At 48.2% G+C, this 16,056-nt stretch carries 9 protein-coding genes and 2 pseudogenes; 5 read left to right on the forward strand and 6 right to left on the reverse strand.

Annotated features, from left to right (window positions below; all coding sequences use genetic code 11):
* The 3 genes and pseudogenes from WBV75_RS10250 to WBV75_RS10260 all read right to left on the reverse strand — a co-directional run.
* Positions 1–3,394: pseudogene (locus WBV75_RS10250) on the reverse strand (hypothetical protein); the annotation flags it as partial.
* Positions 3,395–3,407: 13 nt separating this feature from the next.
* A complete protein-coding gene (locus WBV75_RS10255) occupies positions 3,408–5,519 on the reverse strand; it encodes a PorP/SprF family type IX secretion system membrane protein (RefSeq protein ID WP_424120520.1) in 2,112 nt (703 codons plus the stop codon).
* A 9-nt stretch (positions 5,520–5,528) separates the two neighbouring features.
* Positions 5,529–7,781: a gliding motility-associated C-terminal domain-containing protein gene (locus WBV75_RS10260; protein ID WP_424120521.1), complete on the reverse strand. Its 2,253-nt coding sequence runs from the start codon at positions 7,779–7,781 to the stop codon at positions 5,529–5,531.
* Positions 7,782–8,050: 269 nt separating this feature from the next.
* Here WBV75_RS10260 and WBV75_RS10265 point away from each other — a divergent pair, with 269 nt between their 5' ends.
* From WBV75_RS10265 to WBV75_RS10280, 4 genes are all read left to right on the forward strand, one after another.
* Entirely contained in the window at positions 8,051–9,736 is a 1,686-nt protein-coding gene (locus WBV75_RS10265; protein ID WP_424120522.1) for a glutamine--tRNA ligase/YqeY domain fusion protein, read from the forward strand.
* A gap of 136 nt (positions 9,737–9,872) precedes the next feature.
* Positions 9,873–10,202, forward strand: a complete 330-nt coding sequence (locus WBV75_RS10270; protein WP_424120523.1) for a YtxH domain-containing protein — start codon at positions 9,873–9,875, stop codon at positions 10,200–10,202.
* A 2-nt stretch (positions 10,203–10,204) separates the two neighbouring features.
* Positions 10,205–10,555, forward strand: coding sequence for a hypothetical protein (locus tag WBV75_RS10275; protein WP_424120524.1), 351 nt, complete (start codon positions 10,205–10,207; stop codon positions 10,553–10,555).
* The gene (locus tag WBV75_RS10280; protein ID WP_424120525.1) at positions 10,555–10,773 is read left to right on the forward strand and encodes a DUF6327 family protein; all 219 of its coding nucleotides are present in this window, start codon (positions 10,555–10,557) and stop codon (positions 10,771–10,773) included. The genes WBV75_RS10275 and WBV75_RS10280 overlap by 1 nt, the downstream gene beginning before the upstream one ends.
* 25 nt (positions 10,774–10,798) lie before the next feature.
* Here the strand turns inward: WBV75_RS10280 and WBV75_RS10285 are convergent, their stop codons facing one another.
* The 3 genes from WBV75_RS10285 to WBV75_RS10295 form a co-directional block, all read right to left on the reverse strand.
* Positions 10,799–11,686, reverse strand: a complete 888-nt coding sequence (locus WBV75_RS10285) for an SPFH domain-containing protein (RefSeq protein WP_424120528.1) — start codon at positions 11,684–11,686, stop codon at positions 10,799–10,801.
* Positions 11,687–11,819: 133 nt separating this feature from the next.
* Entirely contained in the window at positions 11,820–13,337 is a 1,518-nt protein-coding gene (gltX, locus tag WBV75_RS10290; protein WP_424120526.1) for a glutamate--tRNA ligase, read from the reverse strand.
* A 54-nt stretch (positions 13,338–13,391) separates the two neighbouring features.
* The gene (locus WBV75_RS10295; protein ID WP_424120527.1) at positions 13,392–14,435 is read right to left on the reverse strand and encodes an alkane 1-monooxygenase; all 1,044 of its coding nucleotides are present in this window, start codon (positions 14,433–14,435) and stop codon (positions 13,392–13,394) included.
* 70 nt (positions 14,436–14,505) lie between these two features.
* On the opposite strand from WBV75_RS10295, the pseudogene WBV75_RS10300 reads away from it, so the two are divergent.
* Positions 14,506–16,056, forward strand: a pseudogene (locus tag WBV75_RS10300) (hypothetical protein); the annotation flags it as partial.

The raw sequence follows: 16,056 nt of genomic DNA on the forward strand, positions 1-16,056 counted from the left end.
GTATACAGCTGTAATCCTGTAAGATGTTAGCGTCAAAAGTCAGCGCGTTTGCAGGCCCCGAGATCGTATAATATTCAAAGTATTCACAGGAAGCACTTCCTTTCCGGAAATTGAGGCGAACCGTATAATCCCCCTGGGGCAGCGAAGCAAAAACTCCTGAAGTATTTGTGTCTATTTCAACCCCGTTCTCGTCTATCAGGAAGTAGGTGAGCTGGTATCCGTTTCGATCAATGACATTAAACTGAATGGTCCCGCTGGAATCTCCAAAACACTGTTCGTCAATAACCGTCGTGGGGGCGAATTCTACAGGAGGCTCAAAATATATTACGACTGAATTCGAGAGATCAAAACAATTGTTTCGGTCAACAACCACAAAGGTGTAGGTTCCGGGATCCCATACGTCAAAAATCACACTCGTCTGAAATTCAGAAGCGGGAATATCCTGTGGCGTGGGGTAGGATATCTGGGTGTTTCCGGATTCGTCCACAAACTCATAGATGGCGTAGGTGTGCGGGGTTTTCCCCCCAACCGACTCCATAAGAATGTTTCCTTCTTTACAGGTGATGTTCTGTGAAACCCGGGCTGTCAGTTCCAGGTCAGAAGTGTCCAGAACCTCTACTTGCTCGGTGTATATACACCCATCGTCTGTAGTGACATTGACGTCGTATACACCACCGCTGATATTGAAGAACGTGAAATTATTGTCGTTAGAAGGCCCGAAGGTGTCTACTATTGTACCACCCTGTGATATTTCATAGTAGTATTGAGGATTGACATCCAGCACCGAGATGTTGATACCGCCGAGGCCATTACAGTCAATATTCTGCACTGTGACATCCACCTGGAAATCCCGTTGGCGAACCCCGATGTCTTCAATGCGGAATATACAACCCCCGACAACCCCTAGTTGCCGGAATTCAACGGTGTAGGCGCCATTCGAAGCAATATCAAAGCTCGGGCCATTGCCAGTGGAATATGGAACAAGGATATTACCGTTTGTAGCGTCCAATAATTGGAATTCGTAGTTCGCCGGGACGTTGGTTACCGTAATATTTCCGGGAGAGGCACAAACAATGTCGCGTACCGTATGTTGGGGGTCTAAGAGGTTTTGGAAAACATCAAAATAGAACCTGGTGAAACACCCGTTCTGGTAGTTTACCACGACCCGGTACTTGCCGGAATCAGAGGCCATAAAATCAAACCCTGTGTCCACGGTATTCCAGGTACAGGCCGAGTTTTTGTTCGCACAATCATCCCCGGCGTCCATACAGCTGGATTCATCCAGGCGTTCCCATTGAATACTGGTGGCATCCGGGATGTTGATCTCTATCAGCTCACTGTCATTTACCCCGCAAAGGAAAACTTTGGGCAGGGGCTCTCCGTCATTCGGACATATTGCAATTTCTCCCTCTACGGTGTTCGTCGGGTCATTTATTAGCTCGGCGATAGGGTTGATTTGGGTTACCCCGGGCAATACAACACTGATGATTTCCTGAAATCCTTTACAGGGATCAGCTACGATTTTGTCGACGATATAGCTCCCTACATCTGTCACCCTCAAGGTTCCCGGGTCACCGTCTGGATCTCCGTCGTTGAGGAGGGTGTCTCCGGCATCGATCAGTCCGTCCCCATTGTTGTCTGCGTACCATATATAATCATCAAATCCGGTGCCTGCAATGAGCAGTACATCGTTTCCACAGAGTTCCACAGTGCGGTTAAAGTCGCAAGCCGCCAAATCGTCCAAAAGAAAGTTTGTGGCGCCCGGAGTCGCAAAGCCACAATTGTCGAAATCCGAAACACTTGGATCATCTGTAATTTCGGCACTGTTCAGGGCCCCGCGATAGGTGGAATAAGCCTGATTCTGAATTTCATCAGAACACGCATTTACAAAATCAAAACAGTTTTCGGCCACACGCACCCGCATGCGGATGTCATAGGCCGGATCGTTTTCTTCGACAAGGTTGTCTGGAATTATGAAGGTCACTTCGCGTAATGCGGCATCATAGGTGTACGTTACCCCTGGCGGAAGACTCAAAAAGGTTTCGTCAAGGGTTACGTTTTGAGGCAACACATCCCGAATCGTATAGCTGGTGGCATCGTCATTTCCTACATTCTGAAACCGAAGTATATATTCAATGGTCTGGCCCAGATTAACACCAAGGCCGGTGATGTCATTTCCGGCAATGTCTTCCACTCGCTTTTCAAGGGCGATGTCAGGCTCGATGATTTCAACCATAAATGTGGCCAGGAACGAACCATAGCCATCGCCTGATGAGGTGAATTGCAGGGTTGCCCCGGTTTCGTCATTTGGGATGACGGAGTTGAAAGGATTGTCAAGGTCAAAAACATCCAGGTCCAGGCCCAGGGTATTTGTTCCGTAGGGGGTTCGGGTGGGTACCTGTGCCCCGTTGGTGGATATCGTGGAGTTAAAGAAGTTGTTGGCAGGGTTAAGCCCCGTAGTCAGGTCGGTGAAACTTCCAACGGAATTGGCCCGGATTCGGAAGCGGTCATTGTTAATTCCTCTATCTCCTTCCAGCGCTGCCACCCCGATCCGTGCGCGTACCGGGAATCCCGGGGGCAGGGTTCTAAACCCGTTTACGTTTACGTCCACGGCAGGCACACTGCCTTGAACGCCGGCATAGCCGTCAAATGTGGAGATGAATTTTCCGGTTTCATTGGGGTTTTCATAGATAATGACCAACACCCATCCCGCGGAGCTGGAACCCCTACGCCTTCCTTTGGTAGCCCGTATGTTGGCAACAGTGTACTCCCCGTTGGGATTAGCCTGAGCCTGTACCAGGTTGGTGACATTCTTATAACAAATGACAGGGGAATCCTTAAAAGAATTATTAATGTTCCCAGGGTTATATCCATCAAAGATGATATCGTCTTCTTCTCCGACGGGATCCGGATTATTATCCGCCACAAGATCGACATAAGACCCGCCGGGTAAACGAAATTTTATCTCATTCCAATCTTCGAGCCTGGGGGTACCATCAAAAGGAGCGGAACCGTTTGTGCTGCGTTCATTCGGGTAGGTTGATGCCCAATAGAGCCCGGCGTACCGCACCAGGGAACAGTCCGCATCCGGAACGGATAATTCTGCACTACTCGAACTAAATGTAGAGGGATCTCCATCGATATCGATGTACTCCATCCATAGGGAATTGTTGTTTTGGGTGCCGTTATATGGAGTGTTGGCTTCTTCAGGGTTTGACTGGGAGGCCCGGTTGAGAATGTTATTTCCCACGAAAAGGATGTCTCCGCGCACCTCGATATTACCTCCATCGAGACGTGGGGTAAAAGGCACGGCTTCCTGTGCTATTAGGCTTGCAAAGCCGTAAAAGAACAGGATAACAAACAGTATATTTTTTATTGTAAATTTCTGTATCACAGTTAATTAAGGCTTAAGTTAGCTGACCGGGACGTACGCGCATAATCCACATTTTCTCGTCGTAACTGTCATTTAGTTTTGAGTAATAAGAAATCAGGGCACTATTCCAGTTTTCATGTCGCTTGAGGTAGACGTAGTAATAGTTGTTTTCCGGGTTGATGAAATAACTGGCGTTCATCCCTTTTGAATTCAGAAATCGAACAAACCGATTGGCATTATTTGGTTTGGAGAATACATTGGCAATGATATAGTACTCCGTACCCGCTCCATAAACCGCAAGTTCTTTCTCGGCGGTATTCACCGTACTAAGCTGGTCGCGATTGATGACATTTTTTTGCAACACATCATTATCGTAGGCCCTGGCTTTTTCTTCTATTTTAGCAGAATTCTCCGCATATGCCTCGTTGGTGTAGCGGTTGGCCACATTCATCACCCAAAGTGTTCCTTCGTAATTGCCATCAAAGCCAGACAGAGCGGCATTTTCGGCACCGGACCAATTGCTAAATCGCTTCAGGTATACGTATTTGAGGCCATTCTCTTTATTGTCTATGAATTCCGGATCAAACCCCCGGGCTTTCATATCCTCCATGAATTTGTCCATGTATTTTGTGCCGCTGTAGACGTTGGCGACGATATAGTAGCCATCCATCACCCCGGGAAGATTTCGGAACTTTCGTTGTTTGACAGGGCTCTCGGATACCGGGGCTTTTTCAGGTTGGGTTTTGGCAGGGTTGCGCCGAGCGATCTCAGCAGGACGGGGGGAAGTGGCCTGGGCTATAGCCGCGGGCGATGATCCCTGCCCGGAAGCCGCTGTAGTTCGCGTAGACTCTCGAGCGGTAACCTCGGCAGCCACAGCATCTTTCGCCTGGTTGGATTGCCCGGCTAAAAACCGGGGGTCATTGTTCTTATAGTAAAGAGATTCGGCTTTCTCCTCCAGATCCGGGCGGTTTCCGTCGGTTTCCTGACGCACCATTCGCATGACACGTTCAAATCGAGTTTCAAGCTCCTTTTCCCTGGATTGCTCCATGGAGTCTTGCCGGAACATAAGCTCTGCCAGAATGGCGTCGTTTTCAGCCAGTCTTTTCCTCAATTCGGCAATTTCTGTGGTCTCTTCAGCTTCGTTCTTTTCAGCTGCAGATTCAGGATCTTCATTTTGTACAAGCTCCTCATAATCGTCTTCCAGCATCACCCGGTCTTCTGTGAGGTTGGGGGTGAAGGAGAAGGCAACGGAGATTTCGTGGGTAAGTCCGAAATTGTCAAAATTGTTGGAAAGCCCCTTCTCCATGGTATAACCGATAGAGAGTCGTTGGTTTAAATTGAACCCGACTCCGGCAGAGGCGCCGTAAAAACTATCGTAACCTCCCTGGAGCCACCCAATTTTTGGTAAGTCGAGGATCAAATTACCTCCGAGTACAAGGTCTTCCTCCCCCACCCTTCTGACACGCGCCAAAGGCATCAGTCGTCCCCCTTCAAGGATACCCCTGTTTGAACCAAACTGATGGGTATATTGTAAATGGGTCGAAAAGGTTTTTTCGCTGAAACTTGTAAGGGACTCGCTGGTTTTCAGGTTATAATCGAAAAGATTTTCAGCGTAAACCCCGAAGTCAAAAGCGTCATAAGAGATGTTGAATCCAGGTTGAAACGTGAGCAGGGAGCTGTCCTGAAATCCGCTCAGGAAGGGATCAAATTCTATTGGGTTCGCACGGCTTTCGTCAAACCCACTATTGTAATAGGACAGGTTGGCCCCAAAAGTAAAATTACTTTTATCGCTGAGTTTTATACCGTAGGCGTAATTGGCGAGGATTCCGTAATTGCTCAAAGTACCTGCTCTTTGGGTATAGACACTAAGGCCGGCCCCAGATCGATCGCCGATTCGTCCACTGTAGCTCAGGAAATAGCTTTGGTTGTTGTCATCAAAAGATACTGATTGGTTTCTGTGAAGCAGATTGATATAGGACTTATCCTCCCGGGCTGTCGAAAAGGTGGGGTTGATGAGGAACCTGTTGAATTTCAACAAGTTCTGAGCTGGCACATCGTACACGATAAAGGGATTATCCTCCTGCCCATACCCGCTAAAAGGGATAAGGGCTATGAGCGCCAATAAGAGTAACAATCTGTTTTTCATCTTATTTATCTATCTGATAACGGTAATCGTACCCTGTTTCAGAACCTTCTCTGCATTTCGTATCCGATAATAGAAAATCATATTCTGTCGGGTGAATGCCGAGGAGGAAGCGGGCCAGTTGTTTTGATAATTATTCACATTGAGAACCTCTTCTCCCTGTTCATTGTAAATGGTGACAATCACGTCGGATTTACCCGAATAGTAATTGGGCAGGATCCACTGTTCATTGATGCCATCGCCGTTGACCGAAATCACATTAGGTACTTTAAAGGTGTCGAGATAGGTAGCCGTGAGGGTTTTCATCACCTGACAATTTCCTATGGAAGCTATAACCAGGTACTCCCCTTCCAGGGTAAGCGTAATACTGGCTGAATTACCTATTTCATTATTGTTTTCATCATACCAGAGATAGCTGTCGCCTCCTGAGGCAGTCACCGTTTCTGATGTACCTTCCGGAAACTGAACCTCATCCCCGGGAGAGAGGTTGATCAAGTCCGGATTCAAAGGATTCAGATTGATCACATTAGAGGTCAGCGGACATCCATTTCGCTCTATGATTAACTCGTAGGAACCAGGGAGCCCTACATCAATTGCAGGGGTACTCTCGTTGAGCGCCACACCATCGCGATACCAATCATAGGTTTCGCCGCTGAGGTCGGCGGATGTGCTCAGTGTTACCGGTTCTGAAGGACCACAGACGGTCAGGTCGCTACTTGTAATGGCGAGCGTTTCAGAAGATCTGAGCAACACCTCCAGCGTATTGGATATAGGGGTGAACCCGGCGAGGCTGCCCTCGAGGGAATACACTCCGTTTTCTGAGGCATCTGTCAGGCTTATGCTGGAAGCAGTAGCCCCGGGAATGGGATTCCCGTCCAACAGCCATTGAAAACTCATTGCGCTTAACAAATCAGAAGTCACATCGGTGGTGCTCCCTCCTGAATCAACAGCTCGGATTACCCCTACTTCAAGCACTGTATTTGTATTCGCGCATGGGCTATAGGCCGCATTGAAGACAATGTCCATCTCCAGGTCGGCAGGTGTGGTTACTGTGGTGCTTTCTGAATCTTTGGTCGTACTTGCACAGCTTCCCCCGGTCAGGCTCACGCGTGCAAAGTAAACTCCGGTATCTGTATCTGAAACGGTAAGTGAAGTGGCCGTTTCCCCCGGGATAGAAACTCCATCTTTAAACCACTGGTACGTTACAGCGGAGGCGGTTGATGAGACACTCAGTGTCGAGTTTAGCCCCGGAAGGACAACAACACTGGCAGGGTTATCTCTGGAGACTGTAAAATCCCCGGAATTCGTTATTGAAACAGCGGGCGAACGCTCCAAACACGCCCCTGGACCATAAACCTCGACCTCATAGTCCCCTTCAAAACCTGGAACACTGGCGTCAACCAAAAAATTCGAGGCATCTACTGCAGGGGCAGTAACGGCAGTCCCGTCCTTAAACCAGGTGTAGGTAAGGCCGAGCCCTGTTATATTAGCTTCTAGCAAAGTCGTTTCTCCCGAACACAATGCAGTCGATGATGGCGGGTTAATGGCTATGCCCAGGTCTGAACCGGTGGTGATGTCTATAAGGTTGGAAAGGGTGTTCCCTGAACCGGAACACGATCCGTAATCGATTTCTACGTTGTACATCCCTCCCTGATCAACCGTAATAGAGGACCCGTTTTCAGATAAAGGGGTTCCGCTTCTGTACCAATTGTACTGATAGGTATTTGCGTTTGGCAACCCGTACACTTCCAGGGTGATTGAACTTCCATTGCACACCTGGGCCGTGCCGTCGCCAAAATCTGGTTGGCCCTGAGGTCGTATTGTCAGAGCTGTGTTGACATCAAGGTAATACATCGGATAAGCTACAGAAACCGGACTGGTGGCTGCCGGGCTTGTGCTGCGTACGCGCATCCGATATCCTTCTCCTCTCGTTGTTTCAGGCAATTGAAACTGGAAATAGAAGTCGAACGTGGTGTTTTTGGTACCGTCCCGGGCAAGTTCAACGGGTGAGCTGAAGTCTCCGGTGGCGTCTGAAAGCTCTAAAATGAATTCATTCGTCGCACCGACAAGGGGAGGTCCCCATGTAAATTCAACCCAATAGTCATTAAAGGATGGTGAAGCACATGCGGCGCTCCAGATGGTGGATCCGGCAGGTGGCGTTTGATTGGGTGCGGCTTGTGGGGCATTCAACACCTGGGAGTATCCGCTATGGATTCCCAGCATACCACACAGTAGGGCCGTGGCTAGAAGTATTTTTCTTGGCATAAGACTGGTGTTTGGTTGTGTTAATAATTAATTGCCCTACAAGTGAAAGGAGGATAGTGTCGACGTCGTTTTTTACTTTGCTGAGCCGCCGAACAGCCCCTCTTAACCCGCAGTATGTATAACAAATATGGTTTTTCAGGTGTCCTTAGGGAATTTAATGTTGTCGGGGGGAGGGTTTCTGTTGTGAAACCGGGGATTTGCAGGGTTAAAAGGTTTTGCTTTATCGTTGAAAGGCATTTTTCTACCTTTACGGGCACAATACTTGAATAATGGCTGAAAAGGAGAAATCCCTGAATTTTATAGAGCACATAGTCGAAGAGGACCTTGAAGCTGGCTTTTCCAAAAAACAATTGCGTTTTAGGTTTCCTCCTGAACCCAATGGTTATCTGCACATAGGGCACGCAAGTTCTATTTGTTTGAATTTTGGCCTGGGCCTGCGTTACGATGCCCCGGTAAATCTCAGATTCGACGACACCAATCCTGCCAAGGAGGAACAGGAATTTGTGGAGGCCATAAAAGAAGATGTGAAGTGGCTTGGTTTCCAATGGGATAGAGAGTGTTATGCATCAGATTATTTCCAACAGCTCTACGATTGGGCGATTCAGCTCATTAAGGGCGGAAAAGCATATGTGGAGAGTCAGCCGTCCGATAAGATTGCTGCCCAAAAGGGCACGCCTACAGAGGCGGGGATAAATAGTCCCTTCAGGGATCGGCCGATAGCTGAGAATTTAGATTTGTTTCGGAGAATGAAGGAAGGCGAATTTGAGGAAGGCTCACATGTGCTCAGGGCAAAAATCGATATGGCCTCCCCCAATATGCTCATGCGGGACCCAGTGATGTACCGCATCTTGCACAGGGCACACCATCGCACAAATACCGATTGGTGTATTTATCCCCTTTACGACTGGACACACGGGGAGAGCGACTATATTGAGCAGGTGTCGCACAGCCTTTGTACCCTTGAATTCGCACCGCATCGGGAACTCTACAACTGGTTCCTGGACCAGGTAGTTTCACCTGACCTTGTACGCCCCAAACAGCGGGAATTCGCCCGCCGCAACCTGAGTCATACGGTTGTAAGTAAGCGAAAGTTGCTTGAACTCGTCCAACACGGGGTTGTCCAAGGGTGGGACGACCCAAGAATGCCTACAATCTCAGGACTCAGAAGAAAGGGGTGTACGCCTGAGGCTTTGCGAAATTTTGCGGATACTATCGGGATTGCCAAGCGCGAAAATGTTGTAGACGTCGCTTTGTTGGATTTCCACATGCGGGAAGACCTGAATAGGATAGCACCCAGGGTCATGGCCGTCCTGGATCCGGTAAAAGTTATCCTCAGGAACTATGAGGCGGATACAGAGGAATGGCTTGAAGCTGAAAACAACCCTGAAAATCCGGATGCGGGTTTCAGGAAAATCCCATTTTCAAAAGAATTCTATATTGAAAGGGATGACTTTCGTGAAACAGCCAATCGTAAGTTTTTTAGATTGAAACTGGGAGGCGAAGTACGCCTGAAAAATGCATATATCATTCGTGCAGAGGAGGTCAGGAAGGATACCGAGGGGAATATTTTGGAAATTATATGTACCTACGACCCCAAAAGCAAAAGTGGGAGCGGAACCCCTGAAAGCCTGAGAAAAGTAAAGGGCACACTGCACTGGGTCTCCTGTTCACATGCTGTAGATGCTGAGGTTCGACTCTATGACCGACTCTTCACAGACCCCACCCCCGATCAACATACCGATCGAGATTTTATTGAGTTTATAAATCCAGACTCCCTTACAATAGTACAGGGTAAACTCGAGCCCGGACTCCGAACGGCTGCTCCCGGAGCACGATATCAATTCCAGCGTCTTGGATATTTCTGCGTCGATAAGACGAGTAGTCCGGGGCAATTGATCTTCAACAGAACGGTGACACTTCGCGATACCTGGGCAAAAATGGAAGAGAAGTCCTAGGCAAAAGCGTGAGTCCGGGTCCCGAATCGTTGAGCAATTCTCGGTTTTTTTGGGTGTTACCACAGTTTTTCAGTATCTTTCATACCCTCCTGATGAATAGGAGTTAAGATGTGTATTAATTTTACAAATAGATATTATGGCTAGTGATAGTGGATCAGTTTTATTGGCATTGCTTGTGGGTGCTGCTCTTGGGGCAGGCGCCGGAATCCTTTATGCTCCGGATGAAGGGGGTAAAACACGGCAACGGATTAAGGATAAGGCCCGGGAAACTTCAGATGAACTTTTAGGGGAGGTGGCTAAGGCCAGGGACGAGATCAGCACATCCGCCCAAAAGCAGAAACTGGAATTTGACAAAAAATTGGAAGATACCATTTCCAAGATGAGTTACCAGGCAGATGATATTATTGCAGGCCTGGAAGCCAAACTCGAGGAATTGCGCAAGAAGAACGCCCAACTCCAGAAATAGGAATGGCATTTGAGGAATTAAAGAGCGACCTGACGGATTCTCAACAGGCCGCTAAGGAGTATGTTGAAAGTTCGGCCGAGTATTACAAGTTAAAGACCTTTAAGTTTGTAATGAGGGCCATCATTGCCCTGACTGTGGTACTTTTTCTGGGCACCTTCGTGATGTTGGCTGTTTTTTTCCTTTCAGTTGCAGCTTCTATGGTTATTGGCAACCACCTGGGCAACCTGGCAGATGGTTTCTGGATTGTGGGTGGCGTATATGTCCTGTTGGGACTGGTCGGTTATGCCCTGCGGCATAAACTGGAATCACCTGTACTCCGGAAATTTTCTGAACACTACTTTGAAGACAAGTAATGAGAAAGACCTACCTTAATTTTGATGAGGTTGACAAGGACCTTAAAATTCTGGACCTGCGAAGGCAGATTGCCCAGGAGCAGGTAAAAGGAAATATTTCCAGCATCAAAGAGGAGCTTCAACCCCCTGAAATCCTTTCAATTCTGGGCTCGGGAATGTTGAAAAAATTTGTTATTTCCACGCTTATCGGATTCGTACTTCGGCGATTCAGAAGGTAAGCGTGGGGCCCATTGGGCTCTGTAATTATTGATCCTTAGGACTTTTCTTGGAATTTTGATGTTTCATGGCTTCCCCGATCTGGTTACTGGCCGAAAAGGAGGCGACCATATTGTTTAACATATCGGTAGCTGCATGTGGTGAATTGGGCAGCAAAATAAGATTGGTATTGGTCTCCTCACCTATGGATTGTAAGGTGTCGTAATGTTGAGTTACCACAATAAGGGCAGAGGCTTCCTGTGAGTTTATCCCCACTTTATTGAGAACCTCCACAGATTCTTCCAGGCCACGGGCGATTTCCCTCCGCTGATCGGCGATACCCTGCCCCTGAAGGCGTTTGCTTTCTGCCTCCGCTTTGGCTTTTTCCACCATCAGGATACGGGCCGCATCCCCTTCGAACTGAGCGGCAATTTTTTCGCGTTCCGCGGCATTGATCCGATTCATGGCTGCCTTGACCTGGGCGTCCGGATCGATATCCGTTACCAGGGTTTTAATAATATCATATCCATAGTCGAGCATGGCATCCTGCAACTCCGCTTTGACCGCGATGGCGATATCGTCCTTTTTGACGAAGACGTCATCGAGCTTCATTTTAGGAACTTCCGCCCGTACCACATCAAATACGTATGAAGTAATCTGCTCGTGCGGATATTCAAGTTTATAAAAGGCTTCGTATACCTTCTCACGGATCACGACATACTGAACCGAGATTTTCAGTTTTACAAAGACATCATCCAGGGTTTTGGTCTCCACGATGACATCGAGTTGTTGGATCTTAAGACTCAACCGGCCTGCGATACGGTCCACTAGTGGAATCTTCAACTGCAGCCCCGAGTGCCGTATACTTTGAAAACGCCCGAATCGCTCGACTGCCACGGCGGTTTGTTGCTTAACCACAAAAAACACACCGAGCATAAACACGGCTCCCAAAACGATAACAGGAAGCCAGATAAAAATATTTCCCATAAGAAAGATGTTGAAGGTTTTAAAGAAAGGTACAAAGTCCTAAACAAATAGTTAGTCGTTACCCTGTGAAATTTGTTACAGGTCAGGACTTGGCCTTAATATTGGTAACGGCAAAGCGCATACGGGAAACGGTTTCCTCCTGCCCGATCAACTCCATGATCTCGAAAAGCTGCGGGCCCTTCATGGCGCCGACGATGGAAAGCCTGAGCGGGGGCATGACCTGTCCAAACCCGAGGTTATTATCGGTGATCCATGTCTTGACAATACGCTCTGCGGCCTGAGCGGTGAAAGATTCCGCGGCCTCAATAACATCGGCCAGGTCCGATATTCGCTTGGGTGTTTCCGATTTCCATTGCTTTCTGACTGCTTTTTCATCAAACCCCTCGGGTGCCTTAAAGAAGTAAGATCCCAGATCCCAGAATTCATGGATAAAAGAGGCGCGTTCGCGGATAAGCGAAACTACGGAAGCCAGGTGCCCGTCTGAATAGTCCTTTTCGGGGATTCCCCGCTCCGACAGTACCTTCCGAAAAAGGCTGACGAGTTCGCCAAGGGGCTTGAGCTGCAGGTACTGGTGGTTGAACCAGACGTTTTTATCCGGATCAAACCGTGCACCGGATTTTTGGACGCGGTTTAGGTCAAAAGCCCCCATTAATTCTTCCAGCGAAAACAATTCCTGCTCTGTTCCCGGGTTCCATCCCAGGAGGGCGAGAAAGTTTATAACAGCCTCTGGAAAGTAACCCGCTTCCCGGTATCCGGGGCTTTCCTTCCATTGAAGTGGAAAAATGGGAAATCCCAGCTTCTCGCCATCGCGCTTGCTGAGCTTACCTTTTCCGACGGGTTTTAAAATGAGGGGGAGATGGGCGAATACTGGAGCCTCCCACCCAAAAGCCTTATACAACTGGCAGTGTAAGGCGAGGGAAGGCAACCATTCTTCTCCCCGAATCACATGGGTAATTTCCATCTGATGATCATCCACAATATTGGCCAGGTGGTAGGTTGGCATTCCATCGCTCTTAAACAGCACCTTATCGTCCAGGGTGTTGGCGTTGATCTGAATCCGGCCCCGAATAAGATCGTCGAATTGGACCACAGTATCCAGAGGCCACTTAAAGCGGATTACATAGGGCGTTCCCTTATTGATCAGGCCCGCTACCTCGTCTGCCGACAACGTAAGGGAATTATTTAAGTGAGTCCGATTTTGCCAGTTATATATAAAGGTTTCTCCGTCTTTCTCATGCGCTTGACGCAGCTCAGTCAATTCCTGTTCAGAATCAAAGGCGTAGTAGGCCCATCCGTTGTCTGTTAGGCGATCTATGTGCTCTTTATACACGTCCTGCCGCTCGCTTTGTCGGTAAGGCCCGAACTTGCCGGGTTTTTTCGGGCTTTCATCAGGGGGTATTCCGAGCCAGTCCAGGGCTTCGGTGATATATTGTTCTGCCCCGGGCACAAAACGGCTTTGGTCTGTATCTTCTATCCTAAGGACAAAGTCTCCTCCGTGTTTCCGGGCGAATAAGTAGTTGTAAAGAGCTGTGCGGACCCCTCCGATATGGAGCGGACCCGTAGGACTGGGGGCAAACCTAACCCGTACCTTGTTTTTCATAGCAGTGGAATAAGCCACAAAGATAGACACCCGGCTTCAATTGGCAACGGGAACTTAAGTAGGTTTCATTTCCCCGGGAATACGCGGATTCATAATGTGAAACCAGAGCGGGGGAATAAGTGAAAGGACCATGGAGGTAGGATAGCCGAAGGGCATATCGGGGGCGCTGTCATGATAATCCAACAGTTGGTATTTTTTTGAAGATTTATAATGGTGATCACTGTGCCGGGTCAGTTCGTATAACACGATTCTGCCGATTACGTGATTGCTGTTCCAGGAGTGTACTTCCCGAACACGCTCATAGCGACCTGAAGGCATTTTATGGCGAAGGAGCCCATAGTGTTCAATATAATTGACTGTTTCGAGCAATATAAAACCAATAATTCCGCAAAGCCACAGAAAAAGGGTTGTGAATCCCCCGAAAAGCAGGTAGAGCACGGCCAGATAGGCTATTTGAAGGAATGAATACCAGAACATGTCATTGTGAATTGAAAGAAAAGATCGTCCGCTCTTATTTAAAAGCGCTTTTTGAATGCGCCAGGCGCTGGTATACTGCCTGGTTACCGAGGTAAACCAAAATGAATATACCGATTGGTTATAGCGCGCAGTAGCCGGATCTTCAGGGGTTGCGGCATTCAGATGATGGCCGTAGTTGTGCTCGATGTAAAAGTGCATATAAAAGCTGGGGAGTAAGAGTAGCTTACCCAAAAAACGTTCGGGAGTGGATTGCCTGTGACCCAGTTCGTGGGCCACATTGATGCCGTTTGTTCCCAGAACAATACCCAATGAGAGGGCAAAACCCCAATATTCAAAAGACTCCATATTCCCGGCTGAAACTTTGGTGCCGACGATCCAGATTAGGAAAAACACGATGGGAATGTTGGCGTAAAGCATTAAATCGTAGATCGGGTTTATACGCGTGGACTCCCTGGAATCCCCGGGGAGGTTTCTGGAGTCCTGGGCCAGGGCGATTTCTAAGATTGGTATGACCAAAAAGGCGTAGACCGGGGTTGTAAAACTCCAGTGACCGCCCAGGCCTATCCCGATATAAGCAGAGAGTGGAATGGTAAACGCAGCCAGGTATTTCAGCGAATTCATTTTAGCTTTAACATGTTTTTGGCCCCGGAATTCAAGGCATCGTACTATCTTGGTATTAAAGATATAAAAATTGGAGAGTTACGACCTCATCCTGGAGAAACTGGAGGGCTTTACTTCCCGGTATTACAAAAGGCGACTTTTGAAGGGCGTCTTTTTGTTCCTATGCATGGGTGGCCTGATATTATTAGCCATTGGTGGCCTGGAATACTTTTTGTGGTTAAATTCCCGGTCCCGTAGCCTCATGTTATGGGCCGGGGTTGTGCTGGAGGGCTTTCTCTTTTTTAGGTATATCATGGCACCGCTTTTACAGCTTTTCAGACTGCGGAAAGGCCTGAGCTATAAGGAGGGTTCAAAACTTATCGGAACTCATTTTCCCGAGGTCAGCGATAAATTGTTCAACCTGCTTGAACTCTCTGAGAACACGGATCGGTCTGAACTATTGTTGGCCAGTATAGAACAACGGTCCAGGGAACTGGCCCGTGTCCCTTTTCAACGTGCGGTAAAAATGAAGGAGGCCTACCGCTTTTCAAAGTACGCGGTAATCCCGTTGATTGTTGGCGGGGTGATCTGGCTTACCGGGAATGGCCTGGGATTTTTAAATTCATACCAAAGGGTAGTAAACTACGAAATGGCTTATGAGGCCCCGGCGCCCTTCAGTTTTGAACTCCTCACACCTTCACTTGAAGCACGGGAAGACCAGGTCTTTGAGTTAAGAGTGCGGACTCCGGGCACTGTACAGCCCGACCAGGTACAGCTGATACTGGAGGGAAGTGTTATCATCATGGAGCGCAACGGAGATTTTTTTGAATACGCCTTCCGACCGCCTTTGAAAACCGTAGACTTTTATTTTGAAGCATCTGAAGTCACCTCGAGGCCTTACACGCTGGAGGTACTTCCTGTGCCCGTTATTGACCGCTTTGAGATGCGTTTGGCCTATCCGAAATACCTCGGGCTTACAGATAAATCGGTTCAGGCGACTGGAAATGCCACAGTCCCCGAAGGAACCCGGGTGGAATGGAAATTAGGGACAATCCACGCCGATAACGTGGTATATACAGATCCCGACACGGTGCTTATTAGCCCCGTGAACGATAGCGAAACCGGATTTTCCCGGAGGGTTTTCAATCCATTGCCGTATACCGTCAGCGCCTCAAACGAAGGCATACCGGAGTACGACAAACTGGAGTATAAGATTGATGTGGTCCGCGATGAGCCACCGGGAATTAAGGTTAAGATGGCACAGGATACGACAAATGTGAACCTGGCTTTTTTTGAAGGGACTGTTTCTGATGATCACGGATTAAAGCGATTGAGGATGATTGCTTTTCCTACAAATTCGGAAGAGGAGCGTCAGGAAATCGAAATCCCCCTGCCGAAAACGGCGTTACATACTTTTTACTATACGTTTCCTAGCGGGTTGGAAATTCAGCAAACAGGAGCGTATTCCGTTGTATTTGAGGTAACTGATAACGACGGGAACAGGGGGGGAAAGACGAGAAGGAGTCGGGAATTCAGACTAAGGCTTTTTGATGATGCTGAAGTTGAGGAACGAGAGCTGGACCGCCAGAACGACGTTTTAAACGGAATGGAACGGTCTGGGGAGGAACGGGAGGAATTGGAA

Origin of the sequence: Robiginitalea sp. (genome assembly GCF_049588695.1) — a bacterium.
Taxonomy (GTDB): Bacteria; Bacteroidota; Bacteroidia; order Flavobacteriales; family Flavobacteriaceae; genus Robiginitalea.

Bases quoted from the DNA above. Each gene is read 5' to 3' on its own strand.
- WBV75_RS10295 (WP_424120527.1), bottom strand. From the start codon at position 14,435: ATGAATTCGCTGAAATACCTGGCTGCGTTTACCATTCCACTCTCTGCT.
- WBV75_RS10275 (WP_424120524.1), top strand. From the start codon at position 10,205: ATGGCATTTGAGGAATTAAAGAGCGACCTGACGGATTCTCAACAGGCC.
- WBV75_RS10265 (WP_424120522.1), top strand. From the start codon at position 8,051: ATGGCTGAAAAGGAGAAATCCCTGAATTTTATAGAGCACATAGTCGAA.
- gltX (WP_424120526.1), bottom strand. From the start codon at position 13,337: ATGAAAAACAAGGTACGGGTTAGGTTTGCCCCCAGTCCTACGGGTCCG.
- WBV75_RS10255 (WP_424120520.1), bottom strand. From the start codon at position 5,519: ATGAAAAACAGATTGTTACTCTTATTGGCGCTCATAGCCCTTATCCCT.
- WBV75_RS10280 (WP_424120525.1), top strand. From the start codon at position 10,555: ATGAGAAAGACCTACCTTAATTTTGATGAGGTTGACAAGGACCTTAAA.
- WBV75_RS10285 (WP_424120528.1), bottom strand. From the start codon at position 11,686: ATGCTCGGTGTGTTTTTTGTGGTTAAGCAACAAACCGCCGTGGCAGTC.
- WBV75_RS10270 (WP_424120523.1), top strand. From the start codon at position 9,873: ATGGCTAGTGATAGTGGATCAGTTTTATTGGCATTGCTTGTGGGTGCT.
- WBV75_RS10260 (WP_424120521.1), bottom strand. From the start codon at position 7,781: ATGCCAAGAAAAATACTTCTAGCCACGGCCCTACTGTGTGGTATGCTG.